Source organism: Arthrobacter sp. Y3221087, assembly GCF_059089905.1.
The window spans coordinates 70,200-85,928 of the sequence record NZ_JBNHFE010000001.1; the positions used below are offsets into that span (position 1 = coordinate 70,200).

Below are 15,729 nucleotides of genomic sequence, written 5' to 3' on the forward strand. Positions count from 1 at the left end.
TTCAGGTAGGTCTACACGGACCTCACCTAACCCCTGTCCTGCAGCGCCGCTGAGCATCGAACCTTTGAAAGGAAGTCATGCCATGAGCGGTGGCGGTTTTAACGCAGTTATCGAAAGAAGGCTTGGTTCCGGACCCGGCCAAGAAACCATCATCTTCGTCAATTCTCTCGCCACCACCAGCGGCATGTGGGACGACGTGGTTGCCAACGTCCCACCTGACTTCGACGTGGTTCGCTTTGATCAACGTGACCGCGGAGGCCCGAAAGGGAACAGCCCATTCCATCTCGATGATCTGGTCGGGGATCTGTTTCACGTTTTGGACACCGAAGGAATCGAACAGGCACACATAGCCGGGGTCTCCCTGGGAGGGCTGGTCGCTTTGCGGGCGGCAGCCCTCCGGCCTGAGCGGACAAAGTCCGCTGTGGCGATGTGCTGCGCGGCGCGGTTTTCCCGTGATGTCTGGGTGGACCGGGGTGTCATGGTGCGGTCTGGGGGAATTGATCCAATGGTTCCCCAAATTATTGACCGTTGGTTTACAGCTGAGTTCCAGCAAAAGCATCCCGATACGGTTGGCCGGCTCCGCCAGATGCTCGCATCCACTGACCCCGTCGGGTACGCGTTCGCGTGTGACCTTCTTGCGGAAGCAGACGTGCGGGCGGACCTGCCGGCCCTGCAGGTGCCGCTGCTTGTTATCAGCGGGGAAGCCGATAATGCCAACCCGATTGACGACCAAAAGCTGATCGCGCATCTTGCGCCCCATGCCCGACACGAAGTACTGCGGGGAACTGCTCATCTCGCTCCGGTCGCGGAACCTGCGCTAGTCGCCCGGCTTGTCTCGGATCACGCCAAACTGAACAGTTAGCGGCTAACAAGATGAAACCTGCAGCTCAGTTGATCAGCCCTGCGCCGCCTGCGACGTCTGACATTCGCGTTCACAGCTGCAGCCAGGTGTCCCCAGGGGACGCCATAGAGGCCAGGGTAGGAGTCATCGTGCACGTATTGGGTCATGTAACCGACGTCCTGCCGCTGATGGAATTGTTCTGGGTCGTAACACCGGATGGAAGCAGGCGAATTGTGGAACTCTCCGAATTCGACGTCTACCTGGCAGCCTCGCCCTGGCTTCCTTCCGCACTATAAACACTCCTCGAGCAATGTCTGTAAGCGATGCATTGGATAGATGGGACCAAAATCATGGCATCACTTTCTGCTAATACCAGTATTGGCGCATGGCTCGACCATCCTCTTGGTGGTGAGGTGGTGCGGGGCCTGCTTGCGCAGATAGGTGCAAGTGAGGAATCCCTTGAACCGATCAGGGGGCTTCCCCTGCAGCAACTGGTGGTGCTTAGCCAGGGCAAGATGCCCCAGTCGGTCATCGATGACCTGGTTTTGAATGTCAACGGAGGAGAAGAACCTGAACAGGATCCGGCTGGCAGGAACAAATGATTGGGGTGGCCGCGGACATCACGGACCAAGCGGCCATTGACGCCGTTGTCCGCACAGCAGGGGAAAAATTGACGCGCTTTGCCAACATCGCCGGAAACAAGGAGGACCTCTCTCCTCTGCATGAAACTTCGGACGCCGTCTGGGAGCGCGTCCTCGGCGTCAACCTAACCGGCGCCTTCAAACCTACCCGGGCTGTGTTGCCACTCATGTTGGAAGCCGAAGGCGGTTTCGTCGTTAATGTCTCCAGTGAGGCAGGTCTTCGTGGAAATGCTTCAAGGAAACGCATACTCAGTGTTCAAACACGGCGTATCGGGCTCACTAAGTCGGCCGCCTATATGTACGGCCCCAGAGACGTCCGAGTAAATGCTGTTGCAGCTGGCGGGGTCGCTACCCGCATTCCTCTCTGCAAGCACGTATCCGAGGCCGGTTTAGCATGTCTGCGCCCGTTCCAGGCACAAACCCTACTGTCGCAACCGCGGATCAGCTGGCCGCTTCAATAACGTTCCTGCTCTCCGATGACAGCGTCAACATCAACGGAGCTATTCTGGCCTCCGACGGAGGATGGTCCGTCCAATAATGCCCCAGGCTTCAGACACCAGACCTTGATCGACGCGCGCTCGATCTAGCCTCCCGGCAATTGTGCTGGGCATCTGTGGCTGGTGCTAGCACCAGGACCCTGCGCCTGGCTGCCCGGTGTGGCCCGAATAAGCGGGGTTGCAGCCGAGGTGCCATCCCTCGGCCCCAGGTAGCGAGAGCAACTTCCTGCCACAAGGCCACACGGCCGACCCCGAGATGGACCCGCCGGAAGACGGACGTTCCCGTGCCAACCTGCTACCCCGGATCCCTGCGTCTCGGCTCGAGACTTTGATACCAACACCCGCTGTTGTGTAGGGCCAGCTGAGAGCGGCAGATATCGCACGAGGTCCCGTTACCAAGCGCGGCGTCAACCCATTCGGCTGTACACGCCGCTGGTGCGACAATGGCTGGCCTTGGCATGGGCGCCAGAAGCGTGTGAACGCAACACAGTAAACACCAGGGCGCAAGTGCCGCTGATCTTGCGGAGAGTGGATGGTGATTGAACACTGTCCATCACTCTAAGCAATGTTATCCAGCCGGAATGGCGGCGTGTTAGGTCCCAACCCTCGCTACACAACCGGCCCCGAGTATTCTCGAATGATCCAAAAGGACAGCCGAGAATGCTTGGGGCCGTTTCGCGCTGTCTCTTTGCCAATGGACCTGGCCGGCTCGATTATGTGGTTCCAACAGCTCCCGCAGTAGCGGCCCCATTACTACCCGCCCTGGGTACTAATGGGGCCGACAACTTGGATGCTCGGCCGATACTGGCGGCCGCTAATTGGTCATGCGGGTGTAATCGTCACGACTTGAAAGAGATTGATCGTTGGAAGGTCGAAAACCAAGTCATTTCCTTCGTTGCGCTGTGGCAGGGTAGCTCCTCCAACGAGCGCTTGGGCTGCGACCTTCGCACCGGCTTGTCCAATAAGTCGCAGCTGGCCTCCCGAGATCGGAATGTGGGGACGATATGACCGGCGGCGAGCTCCGCTGTGGTTGATCAAATGAACGACAGTGCTCTTTCCGCTTTGCCCCAGTATCGTCTCCACAGACTCGTGAATGTCTGTAGTAACGCTTGGTTGCCACACTGAGTGGATCAAGTTGATGATGTGGTCCCGTGATTCTGATTTTACGAATTCACGGTAGGACCGTCCCACTGTCCATGGAACATGCAGGACGCTACCGCGGCCGTAGGTGGCGCGAACAGCGCCCGGGTCGCCGCTCATTATATGGCCGTAGCACAGTTCTGGAGGCCCAAACGGGGCACGAGGAAGGACAGCCCCCACTTTGGTTGCACCTGGTTTCCAGGCAAACCGCTGATAGCGCCCTACAACAGGGACCAGTGGCCCGGCGTAGCGGTACTCATCGACCCGAGGCTGCGGGGCGTCGGTGACAAAAGTTGAGCGCAGGTCGTTGCCCTCAAGTACCGGCACCAACGCCTGGAGGGCAGGAGCACTAGCCAACTCCACGGATCCGGCGTGGCTCAGGCCTGAGGACCCGGTCATGAGGAGAGCGCCCCCTCCCTGCACGTACTCGTCGACCGCGCTGGAACCATCGCGGAGTGTGCCAATGTCAGGCAGCACCACGAGGCGATACCTGGCAAGAGAACCATTGTCAGCAAGGGTACTCACTCGATCGACTGGTACTACGTCGAACGGAATATGCGCCTCCTGCAGTGCGAGATAAAAGCCCCGGAACTCTTCCAGTGCGTTCCAGTAATACCCCCGGGGGGCAGAACCGTAGTCCGGTCTTACCAGCGCTACATCGGCGGCCGGGCGGAGGCCAGCGTATAGCTGCCGGTTTCGCGCCTGAAACTGCATTACACCCCGCCCAACCGAGATTGCCGGTTCCATGGGTAGGCGCCCGGGTGCTCCGAAGAAGTAGGCTGAGGGATTTCCACCGCGAGCGATCGACTGCACGAGATACTGGGCAAAATGCTCCGGCTCCTCGTTGGCCAGCCGATAGGTGCTGTCGACAAAGGCCACACAGTTCACCATTACTGCCGCCCCAGGGCGTGAGGAGACGTGGGCACTGACCGCTTCTGCAACCGCATGGGGCCACAGCTCGTTGCCAGGCATTGCTTTGTAGTGATTGTTGCCCTCCACATATTCAATAGGGGCGCCTCGGCGGAGGATCACGCCCACATCCTCCTTCCGCTGGGCGACATGGTCGGCGATCCTCGTCGTCAGCTGGGCCAGAGTGGCGGCAGTGTACTGCCGATACAGGCCGAACGTTGGGGACGACATGTCACGGGGGTGTTCGCTGCCATTGCTGAATTTGGCGAAGCCTTCTGTGCACCCTTCGCAGTGGCATGGCCCGTGCATCACTTCGTCATAGTCACGTTCGTTGAAGTTGAACCAGTTGAAGAAGACGGCGTCAACGTCATACCGTCCCAGCACCTCGTCCAGCACATCAAAGGCGCGCGACTGATAGTACTCACCTGAGGGGCAGGTACTGTACAAGTTGTTGTAGATCTGTGGTTCCCCGTCGGCTGACCGGTAGAGCCACTCCGGGTGTGCAGCTGCAATGCGAGGGGCGACCTTAGACATGTCGAACCGGGCGATGATCTTGATGTCGCGTCGTTTCGCTGCCGCCACCGCGTCGCCCAGAAGGTCGCCCGACTCCCTTGCATCGAGCAGCGGGTTCCGTGTCTGAAACGGCAGGTCGGTCGGGTAGAAGGACGATATTCCGCCGGCATTAAGAAGCCATGTGTCGGCGCCGTATTCCAGGACCGCATCAACGGCGGCCTCTACGTCCATTCCTGCATCTATGTCCTGGAGATTTGTTTGCAGGACACCGAACGGCTTAAGCCACCGGCTGCCGGCAGGCAGATCGCGTTCCGTTGGGGCGGGATTTGTGGGCATGGGAAACCTAACTAAGTGAAGATGTGATCGTCGAAGGACCGGGGGAAGCTACCTGGCGGGGGAGGGAGCGGTGCCGCGCTCCAGCAGTTCCTCCTCAGCGAGCAGGCGCCGTTCCTTGCGACGGCGGCGCTGTTCAATGGGGTCTGCCACGGGCGCTGCGAGGAGGAGGCGCTTGGTATAGGGGTGTTCGGGATTCGAGGTGACCTTTGCCGCGGGTCCCGTCTCAACGAGGTCACCCTTATATATGACCGAAACCCGGTGACTGATGTGTCGGACGACCGCGAGATCGTGCGAGATGAACAGGAACGCTACTCCCGTCTCGGCCTGGATATCCATCAGCATTTTCAAGACAAGTGCCTGTGTCGACAGGTCCAGGGCGGAGACGGGTTCATCGCACACAATGAGTTGGGGCTCAGGTGCGAGTGCCCGGGCGATTGCGACCCGCTGCCGCTGTCCTCCACTGAATTCCCGTGGTAGACGGTCTACAGCATCATGCGGTAGTTGCACTTGATCAAGGAGGCCCTTGACGCGGCTGCGGGCGTCCTTCGGGGTCGCGCCTTGGACAATCAGTGGCTCGCTGAGAATGTCTCCGACGGTGAGTGCAGGATTAAGGGATGAGTACGGATCCTGGAACACTACTTGGATGTTGCGCGCCAGTTCCCGGCGGCGGGCCTGGTGGGCGTGGGTGATGTCCTCACCCTTGAACCGGATCGTTCCGCCACTTGGTTTGACGAGTCCGAGAACGGCTCGGCCGATGGTGGTCTTGCCTGAGCCTGATTCCCCGACCAGACCCAATACCTCCCCGTCGGCGATGGAGAGGGACACACCGTGGAGTACTTCATGGGTCTTCGCCCGGAACCCCTGCCCCTTGAACTCAACACGGAGGTCCTCAATTTCAAGTAATTTCTTGGGCATCAGTTGGATTCCTTCAATAGGTCGCCGGCCAGTCCGGAGTGGTCCTCGCGAACGGTCGTCTCGTCGAGAATTGAAGCGAGGAGCTTGCGTGTGTACGGATGCTGAGGGTTGCGGAATACTTCCACCACGTCACCGGATTCCACGACAACACCGTTTTGCATAACCGCCATGCGGTCGCAGATGTCAGCTACGACACCAAAGTTGTGGGTGACCAATAGTATGGCCATTCCCATTTCCTTCTGCAGGTCCCTGAGAAGGTCCAGAATCTCGGCCTGGATGGTAACGTCCAGCGCGGTTGTCGGCTCGTCGGCGATCAGGACCCGGGGCCTGCACGCGACAGCGGTGGCGATGAGCACCCTCTGGGCCATGCCTCCTGAGATCTGATGAGGATACGAACGCATCGTCCGCTCAGGATCAGTGATTCCAACGTGTTGAAGTAGTTCGAGAGCCCGTTGCTTTGCCTCTGAACGGGACAGCGAGGACGCCGCCCGGATGCTTTCGATCATCTGCGCACCGATAGTGAACGACGGGTCCAGGTTCGACATCGGTTCCTGCGGAACATACGCGATTTCTTTACCGCGCAGGGAGCGCAGTTGCCGCTCTGAAAGGCCTATAAGTTCCCGGCCGTCGAGCTTGATGGACCCCTTGGGAATGGTGGCTTCCACGGGCAGGACGCCCAAGACGGAAAAGGCGGTCTGCGTCTTGCCGGAGCCGGACTCACCAACAAGTCCCATAGTTTCCCCCGGGCGAACGGACAGCGAAACGCCCTTCAGAACAGCTTTGGCGTTGCCTCCTGGATCGGGGTAGTCGAGGTGCAGATCCCGAATGCTCAGCAGTGCATCATCGTCGGTGTCCGAAGATGCAGTGTCCTCGGCAACGCTGTTGGAGAGAGCGGACTTGGTCACCTTTGAAGGCTTGGGACGTGCACCCTCAAGGGCGTCGCGGAGCGCGTTCCCAAGTAAGACCAGGGCGGCGGTGGACATCCCTAGCAAGAGGGCCGGCCAAACAAACTGCATGGAATCTACATACAGGTTAGTGAACCCATCGGAGATCATGGCGCCAAAGCTTGGAATATCGGTGGAGCCCACGCCCAGGAATGCAAGGCCTGCCTGCACGCCGATCGCCGAGCCCATGAGGAATGCCATCGAGATAATGACGGGACCCCGCACGACGGGCATCACGTGGCGTCCGAGGATTCGAGGCGTTGAGAGACCTGCGACGCGTGCAGCGTCGACATACAGTTCATTCCGTACGCCCACTGTGATGTTCCGGACCAACCTGTAGATTCCGGGTGCCAGCAGCACACCGAAAATAAGCATGGTTATCCGGAAGTCGCCCTTCGTCACGGGCATCAGGACGATCAGAAGCAGGAGACCGGGAAAGGTCATGATGAGGTTGAAGAGCCATTCCAGCGAGCCTCTGACGCGGCCGCCGAAGTAGCCGCCAATCAGCCCGAAGGTCAGGCCGATAATGACACCAATACCAGCGCCGATAACAGCGGAGATAGCACTCGTATTGATGGAAAAGAGTAGACGCGCGAAGATGTCCCGCCCGTTCTGGTCGCCGCCCAGCGGATAGCCGGGCGTGCCGATTGGGGCGTTCACCGCCGACAGCGAGGCATCATTCGGTCCGTGGCTTGTAATCCAGGGTGCAAGAATGCCCAGCAGGACAACGATCAGCAGGAACGCCGCGGTAATAACGGCCTGGGGATCTTTCAGCAGCTTCCGGACGACGGAGCGGCGCGGTGCTGCCGGTGTCGGCTCGATCAGGGCAGATGGTTCTTGGATGCTCAATGGATTCTCGCCTTCGGGTTTAGCCATCCGTTGATGAGGTCTGTCAGAAGGTTCACACTTACAACGAGCAGTACGCTGAAAACCGTAATGCCCAAAATGCTCGGAATGTCACCTTGGATGGCTGAGTTGAATGCAAACACGCCGAAACCTGGCAGGGCGAACACGTTCTCAATAATCAGTGTGCCCCCCAACATGGAGAGGAACTCCAGTGACATGACCACCAGGGCAGGGGCCGCGGCGTTTCGCAGAGCGTGCTTGTAGACGATGGACCAGGCGGGGACTCCCCGGGTACGGAGAGTGCGAACATAATCCTTACGCAGTTCCCCGATCATGGTCCCTCGAATTTGTGACGCCATATTGGAGATGCCGTTAATGACGAGCACGATCACGGGAATGGTGATTGAGGCGGCCCAGCCTGAGGGGCTCTCACTGAACGGGACAAAACCCGTTGCCGGCAATAAGCGCAGATTGATGGCGAGCAACACCACGAGACCGATGGCAATGAGCAGGTTCGGCAAAAGGAGGCCGAGCAAGGAAACGCCCTGCGCCAGCCGGTCCACCGCTCCGGCCCGGGAGGCAGCCAGCACGCCCAGGGCCACACTGACAACGATGGTGAGCGCCATAGCCACAAAAATGATAGACAGGGTGACTCCGAGTCGCGCGGTGACTGCTTCTGCGACCGGCTCGCTCGTGAAGTACGAAATCCCGAAGTCTCCCCGGAACATGCCGAAGAACCAGTCGAAGTACTGGACGAGGAACGGCCTGTCCAATCCCATCTGCATCTTCAGCGCCACGACTGCCTCTGTCGACGCCGCTGGACCCAGGATGTTTGACACTACCCCGTCGAAGGAAAAGCTCAGGAGCCAGAAGGTAATGAAGGTTACCAGCACGGCCAGAATGACACCCGTCGCTGCACGACGGAGGATATATGGAAGCATCAGCAACCTCCACTCAGGCAGGTGCCTGCTCCGGTTTCCCGGAACCAAGTTCGTATCGGCTTGCATAAGAAGCGATAGAGCATCGCTAGGACCCCTTTGTCAGGAATTGGCGGGATCTCGTCCGGTGGGTTCGGACTACGGGGTTTCCCGTACCGCAGTAAAAACAAGTAAAACATGGCCCAGCTCACATGACAACCGGTTGCCGGAGTCGAGTGTAAAAATCTCGAGGGATCGCTTGTTACACCTCCCCTAGTGCCCAATGCAGGAAGTCACGCGTATGTCCACTTCCAGCGATTGTCCGTGCCGCATTCTCGGATCATGATTCCCAACAAGCATCTGGAATGCTTGTTACCTTCTCTGGGCAACCGATTGGCACCAGCCCGTCTGCTATCGATGCTGACAGCGAAAGGGCGAGGAGTCGCCAGGGGTAGGTGGAGTAGCTTTCATGTTTTTTTGGCCTGGCGTGTCTGTTTCTGGACGCGGTGGCCCACTTGCGCCTTCGAAACGGGTTGCATCGATGGCTCGCAGGCAACCGATTGGAAGCCCAAGTCCCGCGGTTGCAGGTGGACCAAAAGTGTTTTGGCCCTTTTTTCTGGCAACCGGTTGACATGCTCTAGTCCCGGCCGTACGCTGGCTCGGAAGAGCCAAAGATTCTTCAGGCTCGGTTCATACAAAGGAGTTCATACCGATGCAAGACGAGCTTCAGCCACGCGAAATCCATACTGTGCTTTCAACTGTGCTGTACCACCCGCATGAGGTTCAGCAGCTCCGGGAAGCTTTCGCCCCCGCTGAGTTCATCCATCTGCACCCCCGCGACTCCGCTGGCATTGAGGATGCCTTGCAGCGAGCTGATGTTGCCATCCTGCCGATCGACATTGATGACAGGTTCCTGGCTGCGCCTCATCTCCGCTGGGTACACTGCGACCACTCAGGGCTCGCCAAATCGGCGCGTCCCGAAACGTTCGAGCGCGGACTTATCATTACGGGTTCGGCGGGACGGTCAGCAGAGGCCCTGGCACAGCACGGCTTTTACTTCGCCCTCGGACTCACCTTCGACGCCCATCGGCTTTTCCAGATGCAGGAGGCGCATATTTGGCGCGGTATCCCCGACTACCATAACCGTCTGGCGCTGTGGGGAAAGACTCTCGGAGTCGTAGGATTCGGCAACACCGGTGAGGCCATGGCCAAGCTCGGGAAGGCCTTCGGCATGCGCGTCATCGCCTCACGCCGGCGAGCAGGCCAATCACACCCCGCAGTAGACCTCATGCTCTCCACGGACGCGGGGGACTCCATGGATCCGCTCATCCGGGAGTCGGACGTAATTATGATTGCTGCACCCTTGACGGACGAGACTTACCGTCTCTTCTCATCGCAGCAGTTCGCTGCCATGAAAAACGACGCATACATCGTGAACATGGCGCGGGGCCAGCTCATAGACCAGGACGCGTTGATCGAGGCCCTTACGGAGGGCCAAATCGCCGGGGCCGGGCTCGACGTCACTGATCCCGAGCCGCTGCCGGAGGATTCACCCCTCTGGGACATGCCCAACGTCATTATTACCCCTCATATGACGCCAGCGCTCCCCGACAGGACGCAACGCTCCATCAGCCTGATCCTGGAGAACCGGGACCGGTACCTGCGAGGGGAGCCACTTTTGAATGCAATTACCCCCCGTGACGTTTTCAGTAAATCCCCAACCCAAGTTCACCCCTAGCCACTTGGCACCCCTGAGTAAAGGAGCTCCCAATGCCAAATAAAACACCTCGTAGGCTCACGTATGGCGCCGCAATCGCCATATTGGGGCTCGCCTTGACCGGATGCGGCGGCGCTTCCGAAACCAAGACCGACAACGCCCAAGGTGCAAAAGCGACTGACGGCACGCTGACCTTCGGCATACAGGCGCCGCCGAACTCGTTCGACCCCGCCCAGATTCACGACGGAACCCAACGCTACGTATGGGGCTCGCTTTACGACACCCTGCTCTACAACGATAACGAAGGTAAACTCCAGCCAGGCGCTGCAGAGAGCTGGGAGTACTCCGACGACGCACGCAAGCTGACACTCAAGCTGCGCGACGACATGAAGTTCAGTGATGGTGACCCTGTTACCTCCGAGGCTGTCAAGGTGACACTTGAACGCACCAAGAACACGGCGGGCCCGCAGCAGAGCAACCTGGGTGCAGTCGATTCCATCGACACCCCTGACGACCACACGGCAGTGCTTAACCTGAGTCGCCCCGACCCGAATCTGCTGGTGGCACTCTCCTTCGGTTCTGGTGTGGTCGCCGACCCCGACACTGTCAATGATGAGAAGTCAGCATTGGACCCCGTGGGATCCGGCCCTTACGTGCTCAACAAAGCCCAGACTGTGAATGGAAACAAGTACGTACTTGACCGGCGGGACGATCACTGGAACGTCGAGGCCTACCCATTCAAAACCATAACGGTTCGCGCAATCCAGGACCGTACTGCCTTGTTCAACGCCCTTAAAACCGGCGAGCTTGACGCGGGCACCGTTGATGCGACGCAGGCAAAGCAGCTCGGCGGGTCGCTTAAGACCACCGAGGTCAAGGGACATACTGTTGGCCAGGTAGTTTTGGCCGACCGAAACGGCGAGGTGGCGCCGCCACTTTCTGACGTACGGGTTCGACAGGCAATCAATCATGCCTTCGACCGGCAGAAAATCATCGACGCCATTTACCAGGGTATGGGAACGCCGACGACACAGATCTTCAACCCGATGTCACCCGTTTATGACGAAGGTCTTAACGACAAGTACGAGTACAACGTCGAAGAGGCAAAGAGGCTGCTCAAAGAAGCGGGCTACCCGGATGGATTTACACTCACCATGCCGGCGAATCTGGCCGTTCAGCAGATCCAGCCGACCCTCACGCAGGCATTCTCCGATATCGGCATTAAGGTCGAATGGGAGCCGGTGCCCGCGCAATCATCCGGTCAAACCACCAGGTGGGGAATGTACTTCAACCAGGGCGCCGTAGCACCGCCGTCACGTACCACCGTTCTTTACTTCAGGGAGAACGGTTCCCACAACCCGTTCAAGGTCAAGGACCCTAAGCTGGACGCTCTCCTGGAAAAGCTCGCCACGGAAACCGACCCCGAAGCCGCGAACGAGATTTACAAGGACATCAACGAGTTCGCCATCGACAACGCCTGGTTCGCACCGATCTACCTGCAGACGGCAGTTTGGGCAACCAAGAAGGAAGTGGACTTCGTTGGTACTGCCAGCTCGCTGTTCGACGTCCGTACCTTCGCAGTAAGCGGCAAGTAAAGAAGATCCCAAGCTGCTCCCCACTGTTCAGGCTGAGCATTTCAGTTCTGAATGCTGGGGAGCAGCTCCGTTAACGGAAGCGCCCGCATCCCACCACCCTCCACGGAAGCCGGTGCTCCGACCTTCAGGCGTAGGAGGTCAAGCCGAACGAGCAGGTCAGGGCCTGCCCAGATGCAGGACGGCCAGCGCTGCCTGCAGATGCGCGGTGGGGGAAGGCTCGTTGCCGGCCGCCCACTGCAGCCAGGCTTCAAATGAGGCGCCTATGAGTGCGGCGCACAGATATCGCGCTGTCGCCTCGGGAACGCCTGGGCAGTCAGGTAGGAACGCGTCCTGTCGCGTTGTGTCCCCAGGAAGTCGTAGCTTCGGCTCATCAGTTCCGGATGTTCCGCAATCAGCCGCAACCGACCGCGGGTAACCGCCAGATCGGGAAGGGCGTTCACCCCCGCAATCAGCGCATCTCGAAGGCCAGCCATAACCTCTTCGGCCGACATATGAGGAGCTGGAGGCACCTCCAATAGAGGTGCGGAGGCTTCGATCGCCGGTTCCATGCCGCCCCAGACCAGCTCAGCTTTATTTGCGAAATGGCGGTAGAGCGTCTTGCGCCCAACCCCGGCCTCGCGGGCAATGTCCTCCATGGAGGTGTGCTCGTACCCGCGCTCAGCAAACATATGCAGCGCAAGGGCTGCAATGGCCTCAGGGTTGATGCTAATCGGCCGCCCCACTGACCGGGTGGGCGTCACCAGTTCGTCCGTACACATCCCATCAGTATTCACCCTTCCATAACGATACTGTGTGTCATAAAGTGGGCGAAGGCAAAAAGCCGAACCAACTCCAACGTCCGAAGGGACATCATGGGCAACGAAGCCACGTGGCAGGAAGCCATCAGCACTAACCGTTTTGCTGGAAAAACCGTCATTGTCACCGGTGCAGCCTCCGGGATCGGGCAGGCCACTGCCCTGCGCGTCGCGAAGGAGGGCGGCAGGGTCATCGCCGCGGACATCAGCAAGGAACGCCTCGACACACTGGTTGAAGAGAACCGCGGCCTGGACCTGGTCCCCGTGGCCGGTGACATTTCCACCGAGGAAACCGTAGCCGCTGTCGTTGCTGCCGCAGGAGGACGCGTCGATGCCCTGGCCAACGTCGCCGGGATCATGGACAACTTTGCCCCCATCCATGAGGTGGATGACGAACTTTGGGACCGCGTCTTCCGGATCAATGTCACTGCCCTCATGCGCCTCACCCGCGCCGTAACGCCGCTGATGCTCGACGCCGGTGCGGGCTCAGTCGTGAACGTCTCCTCCGAGGCCGGTATTCGAGGCTCGGCCGCCGGCGCCGCCTACACCGCGTCCAAGCATGCCGTCGTGGGCCTGACCAAGAACTCGGCCGTGATCTACGGACCCAAAGGCCTGCGCTTCAACGCGGTGGCGCCCGGGCCCACGATCACCGGGATTGTGGCGAACTTCGGGTCCCGGATGGCCGCAGAACGCCTCGGCCCAATCATGCAGGCCAGCATCCCCACCCCGGCCACCGCCGCGCAGCTGGCTGCCTCCATCACCTTCCTGCTCAGCGAGGACGGCACCAACATCAATGGTGCCGTCCTCGCCTCCGACGGCGGCTGGTCAGCCCTCTAATGAACTGAAGCGGACGACGGCGGGAGGTTCCGCCGTCGTCCGTGTCCAGAGCCTGTCCGAGCCAAAAGCGGAACGGCGTCCATGAAGTGAAGGAGCAAAGCATGTCAGAGTCAAAACCTTTTGACCACAGCTATGACGTCGTTGTCGTCGGCACAGGCGCGGCGGGACTGGCGGCCGCCATGGGTGCCGCAGATGAGGGACTGCGGGTCCTCCTGCTGGAGAGCACCGAAAAGTGGGGCGGCAACACGGCCATGTCCGGGGGCGGCATGTGGCTGCCCAATAACCCGCTGATGCAGCGGGACCGCGCCGGCGACTCCCGTGACGAGGCCCTGACCTACCTCGAGGCGACGGTCGGCGACGAGGGCCGCGCCACGGCGCGCACCCGCAAGGAGGCGTTCGTCGACGGCGTCGCCGACTTTGTCACCACCGCGGAGAAGTACGGGGTGACGTTCGTGCGCGCAGCGGACTACCCGGACTACTACCCCGAGCTCCCGGGCGGCAAGATCGGGCGTGGCCTTGAGGTCAAACCGTTTGACGTCAAAAGGATCGGGGGCTGGTGGAAAACCTGCCAGGCACCGGCCGCGCTGCCGATTAAAACCGACGACGTGTGGCTCCTGGGCCGCGCCTGGTCTACGCCCGCCGGATTCATCCGCGGCGCCCAACTTGTCTTGCGCGCCCTCGGCGGCGTAGTCACCGGCAAGAAGCTCGCCGGCATCGGCGCTGGATTCGCAGCTGCGTTCCTCGATGTGGTCGTGCAGAAGCAAGGTGCCGACCTGTGGCTGAATGCCCCGCTGCAGGAACTCATCGTCGAGGACGGCCGTGTCGCAGGGGTTCGAATTACCAGGGACGGCAAGCCCCTGACCATCGGTGCCACGCGTGGCGTGATGCTGGCCGGCGGCGGCTTTGACCACAACAAGGACCTTCGCCAAAAGCATCACGGCATTGATGGCGCCCCGTCTGGCGCTCCGGGCAACCTCGGGCTCCCCATCGAGATCGCGCAGGAGAACGGAGCTGCACTTGAACTGATGGACGACGCATGGTGGGGAGGATCTGTCGCCGGGGCGCCTGGCCACGGCCCCGCCTTCATCGTCGGTGAACGCTCCCTGCCCTACTCAATCATTCTCGACGCCCAAGGAGACCGGTTCGTGAACGAGTCCGAGTCCTACGTCGACCTCGGCCACCACATGCTCGAACACGACAAAGACGGCCCGTACTGGCTGGTCGGAGACGTGCGGCACGCCCGCCGCTACCTGCGCACCTTCGCAATCGACCCGAAGAACAACAAGGCCATGAAGGACGCGGGGATCATGGTCAAGGCGGACACGCTCGCCGAGCTCGCTGCGAAACTCGACATGGATCCCGCCCGGTTGGAGGCGACCATCGACAGGTTCAACGGCTTCGCCCGCTCCGGTGTGGACGGCGACTTTGGCCGCGGTAACTCGGCATACGACCGCTACTATGGCGACCCCACCGTCCACCCCAATCCCTGCCTGGGTCCCCTTGAAAAGGGCCCATTCACCGCATTCAAGGTGGTGATCGGAGACCTCGGTACCAAGGGTGGCGTGGTCACCGACTCCGATGCCAGAGCCCTGCGCGAAGACGGTTCCGTTATCGAGGGGCTCTACTCCGCGGGCAACAACTCTGCCTCCGTCATGGGACGGACGTACCCCGGCCCTGGCTCCACCATCGGCCCAGCCGTCGTTTTCGGCCTCCGCGGTGCCCGCCACATGGCACGCCAAGGCGGCTGAAGGCTCAGAAAGATTGCACTCTCCGGTCCTCTAAACAAGGAAGGAGCTCATAAGTTATGACAGTCACCACGAGCACGGCAGCAGCCTTAGCCTATGAAATATTCGACCTCCAACGCGCAGTCCGCTGTATTGCTGTCTCCGCTGCCCGCGGCGAGGAAACCGGCCTCGCTGTTCAGTACGTTCTCCGCCTAGTGGGCGAGGGAGAGTCCCGGGCTACCCGTCTAGCTGAGCGGCTGGGGATAGGTGCACCTGTGCTCAGCCGCCATATTGCGGAATTGGAGGAACAGGGTTGCCTTATTAGGGCGAAGGATCCGGAGGACGGTCGGGCCCAGGTTTTGGCCCTTACTCCGGCAGGAGCTGACCGACTCCGGCGCATCGAAGAGCGGCGGATAGCCATCCTGCAGGAGCGCCTCCAAGATTGGAGCGAGGAGGACGCCGGCAACACGGCCAGGATCCTGCACACCCTTAGCAAATCACTGACCAGCCGGGGGAAGGCGGCAGCCGCTGCATAAAGCTGGTGTTCTTCCCCCGATACCACG

General features: G+C 60.3%; 14 protein-coding genes. 9 read left to right on the forward strand and 5 right to left on the reverse strand.

Going from position 1 to position 15,729, the window contains the following annotated elements:
- Nucleotides 1–82 precede the first annotated feature (82 nt).
- The 4 genes from AC5RUO_RS00300 (at nucleotide 83) to AC5RUO_RS00315 (ending at nucleotide 1,943) form a co-directional block, all read left to right on the forward strand.
- Nucleotides 83–862 (forward strand): alpha/beta fold hydrolase, encoded by a 780-nt coding sequence (locus tag AC5RUO_RS00300; RefSeq protein WP_494009775.1) that lies wholly within the window; start codon nucleotides 83–85, stop codon nucleotides 860–862.
- A 128-nt stretch (nucleotides 863–990) separates the two neighbouring features.
- A complete protein-coding gene (locus AC5RUO_RS00305) occupies nucleotides 991–1,137 on the forward strand; it encodes a hypothetical protein (RefSeq protein WP_494009774.1) in 147 nt (48 codons plus the stop codon).
- Nucleotides 1,138–1,191: 54 nt separating this feature from the next.
- Nucleotides 1,192–1,443: a hypothetical protein gene (locus AC5RUO_RS00310; protein WP_494009773.1), complete on the forward strand. Its 252-nt coding sequence runs from the start codon at nucleotides 1,192–1,194 to the stop codon at nucleotides 1,441–1,443.
- A 5-nt stretch (nucleotides 1,444–1,448) separates the two neighbouring features.
- A complete protein-coding gene (locus AC5RUO_RS00315) occupies nucleotides 1,449–1,943 on the forward strand; it encodes an SDR family NAD(P)-dependent oxidoreductase (protein ID WP_494009772.1) in 495 nt (164 codons plus the stop codon).
- A gap of 858 nt (nucleotides 1,944–2,801) precedes the next feature.
- Here the strand turns inward: AC5RUO_RS00315 and AC5RUO_RS00320 are convergent.
- The 4 genes from AC5RUO_RS00320 to AC5RUO_RS00335 are packed head-to-tail and all read right to left on the reverse strand — an operon-like array spanning nucleotide 2,802 to nucleotide 8,523.
- Complete coding sequence (locus AC5RUO_RS00320) at nucleotides 2,802–4,877, reverse strand: alpha-amylase family protein (protein WP_494102477.1); 2,076 nt, start codon at nucleotides 4,875–4,877, stop codon at nucleotides 2,802–2,804.
- Nucleotides 4,878–4,925: 48 nt separating this feature from the next.
- Complete coding sequence (locus AC5RUO_RS00325) at nucleotides 4,926–5,792, reverse strand: ATP-binding cassette domain-containing protein (protein ID WP_494009770.1); 867 nt, start codon at nucleotides 5,790–5,792, stop codon at nucleotides 4,926–4,928.
- Nucleotides 5,792–7,612, reverse strand: a complete 1,821-nt coding sequence (locus AC5RUO_RS00330) for a dipeptide/oligopeptide/nickel ABC transporter permease/ATP-binding protein (RefSeq protein WP_494009769.1) — start codon at nucleotides 7,610–7,612, stop codon at nucleotides 5,792–5,794. The genes AC5RUO_RS00325 and AC5RUO_RS00330 overlap by 1 nt, the downstream gene beginning before the upstream one ends.
- Nucleotides 7,582–8,523, reverse strand: coding sequence for an ABC transporter permease (locus AC5RUO_RS00335; RefSeq protein WP_494009768.1), 942 nt, complete (start codon nucleotides 8,521–8,523; stop codon nucleotides 7,582–7,584). The genes AC5RUO_RS00330 and AC5RUO_RS00335 overlap by 31 nt, the downstream gene beginning before the upstream one ends.
- Before the next feature lie 688 nt (nucleotides 8,524–9,211).
- Between AC5RUO_RS00335 and AC5RUO_RS00340 the strand changes: the two genes are divergently transcribed.
- Both AC5RUO_RS00340 and AC5RUO_RS00345 read left to right on the forward strand, forming a co-directional pair.
- Nucleotides 9,212–10,237 carry a D-2-hydroxyacid dehydrogenase gene (locus AC5RUO_RS00340; RefSeq protein ID WP_494009767.1) on the forward strand — a complete coding sequence of 342 codons (1,026 nt, stop codon included), beginning with the start codon at nucleotides 9,212–9,214 and terminating at the stop codon, nucleotides 10,235–10,237.
- Nucleotides 10,238–10,269: 32 nt separating this feature from the next.
- Nucleotides 10,270–11,811 carry an ABC transporter substrate-binding protein gene (locus tag AC5RUO_RS00345; RefSeq protein WP_494009766.1) on the forward strand — a complete coding sequence of 514 codons (1,542 nt, stop codon included), beginning with the start codon at nucleotides 10,270–10,272 and terminating at the stop codon, nucleotides 11,809–11,811.
- A gap of 260 nt (nucleotides 11,812–12,071) precedes the next feature.
- Here the strand turns inward: AC5RUO_RS00345 and AC5RUO_RS00350 are convergent, their stop codons facing one another.
- Complete coding sequence (locus tag AC5RUO_RS00350; RefSeq protein WP_494009765.1) at nucleotides 12,072–12,569, reverse strand: TetR/AcrR family transcriptional regulator; 498 nt, start codon at nucleotides 12,567–12,569, stop codon at nucleotides 12,072–12,074.
- A 93-nt stretch (nucleotides 12,570–12,662) separates the two neighbouring features.
- Here AC5RUO_RS00350 and AC5RUO_RS00355 point away from each other — a divergent pair, with 93 nt between their 5' ends.
- The 3 genes from AC5RUO_RS00355 (at nucleotide 12,663) to AC5RUO_RS00365 (ending at nucleotide 15,702) form a co-directional block, all read left to right on the forward strand.
- A complete protein-coding gene (locus AC5RUO_RS00355; RefSeq protein WP_494009764.1) occupies nucleotides 12,663–13,442 on the forward strand; it encodes an SDR family NAD(P)-dependent oxidoreductase in 780 nt (259 codons plus the stop codon).
- 101 nt (nucleotides 13,443–13,543) lie between these two features.
- Nucleotides 13,544–15,190: an FAD-binding protein gene (locus AC5RUO_RS00360; RefSeq protein ID WP_494009763.1), complete on the forward strand. Its 1,647-nt coding sequence runs from the start codon at nucleotides 13,544–13,546 to the stop codon at nucleotides 15,188–15,190.
- A gap of 56 nt (nucleotides 15,191–15,246) precedes the next feature.
- Nucleotides 15,247–15,702, forward strand: a complete 456-nt coding sequence (locus AC5RUO_RS00365; protein WP_494009762.1) for a MarR family winged helix-turn-helix transcriptional regulator — start codon at nucleotides 15,247–15,249, stop codon at nucleotides 15,700–15,702.
- The last annotated feature ends 27 nt before the right edge of the window (nucleotides 15,703–15,729 follow it).

What these genes read in the sequence shown, in the direction of transcription:
- AC5RUO_RS00300 (WP_494009775.1), top strand. Translation starts at nt 83, where the DNA reads ATGAGCGGTGGCGGTTTTAACGCAGTTATCGAAAGAAGGCTTGGTTCC.
- AC5RUO_RS00310 (WP_494009773.1), top strand. Translation starts at nt 1,192, where the DNA reads ATGGCATCACTTTCTGCTAATACCAGTATTGGCGCATGGCTCGACCAT.
- AC5RUO_RS00320 (WP_494102477.1), bottom strand. Translation starts at nt 4,877, where the DNA reads ATGCCCACAAATCCCGCCCCAACGGAACGCGATCTGCCTGCCGGCAGC.
- AC5RUO_RS00325 (WP_494009770.1), bottom strand. Translation starts at nt 5,792, where the DNA reads ATGCCCAAGAAATTACTTGAAATTGAGGACCTCCGTGTTGAGTTCAAG.
- AC5RUO_RS00330 (WP_494009769.1), bottom strand. Translation starts at nt 7,612, where the DNA reads ATGGCTAAACCCGAAGGCGAGAATCCATTGAGCATCCAAGAACCATCT.
- AC5RUO_RS00335 (WP_494009768.1), bottom strand. Translation starts at nt 8,523, where the DNA reads ATGCTTCCATATATCCTCCGTCGTGCAGCGACGGGTGTCATTCTGGCC.
- AC5RUO_RS00340 (WP_494009767.1), top strand. Translation starts at nt 9,212, where the DNA reads ATGCAAGACGAGCTTCAGCCACGCGAAATCCATACTGTGCTTTCAACT.
- AC5RUO_RS00345 (WP_494009766.1), top strand. Translation starts at nt 10,270, where the DNA reads ATGCCAAATAAAACACCTCGTAGGCTCACGTATGGCGCCGCAATCGCC.
- AC5RUO_RS00350 (WP_494009765.1), bottom strand. Translation starts at nt 12,569, where the DNA reads ATGTGTACGGACGAACTGGTGACGCCCACCCGGTCAGTGGGGCGGCCG.
- AC5RUO_RS00355 (WP_494009764.1), top strand. Translation starts at nt 12,663, where the DNA reads ATGGGCAACGAAGCCACGTGGCAGGAAGCCATCAGCACTAACCGTTTT.
- AC5RUO_RS00360 (WP_494009763.1), top strand. Translation starts at nt 13,544, where the DNA reads ATGTCAGAGTCAAAACCTTTTGACCACAGCTATGACGTCGTTGTCGTC.
- AC5RUO_RS00365 (WP_494009762.1), top strand. Translation starts at nt 15,247, where the DNA reads ATGACAGTCACCACGAGCACGGCAGCAGCCTTAGCCTATGAAATATTC.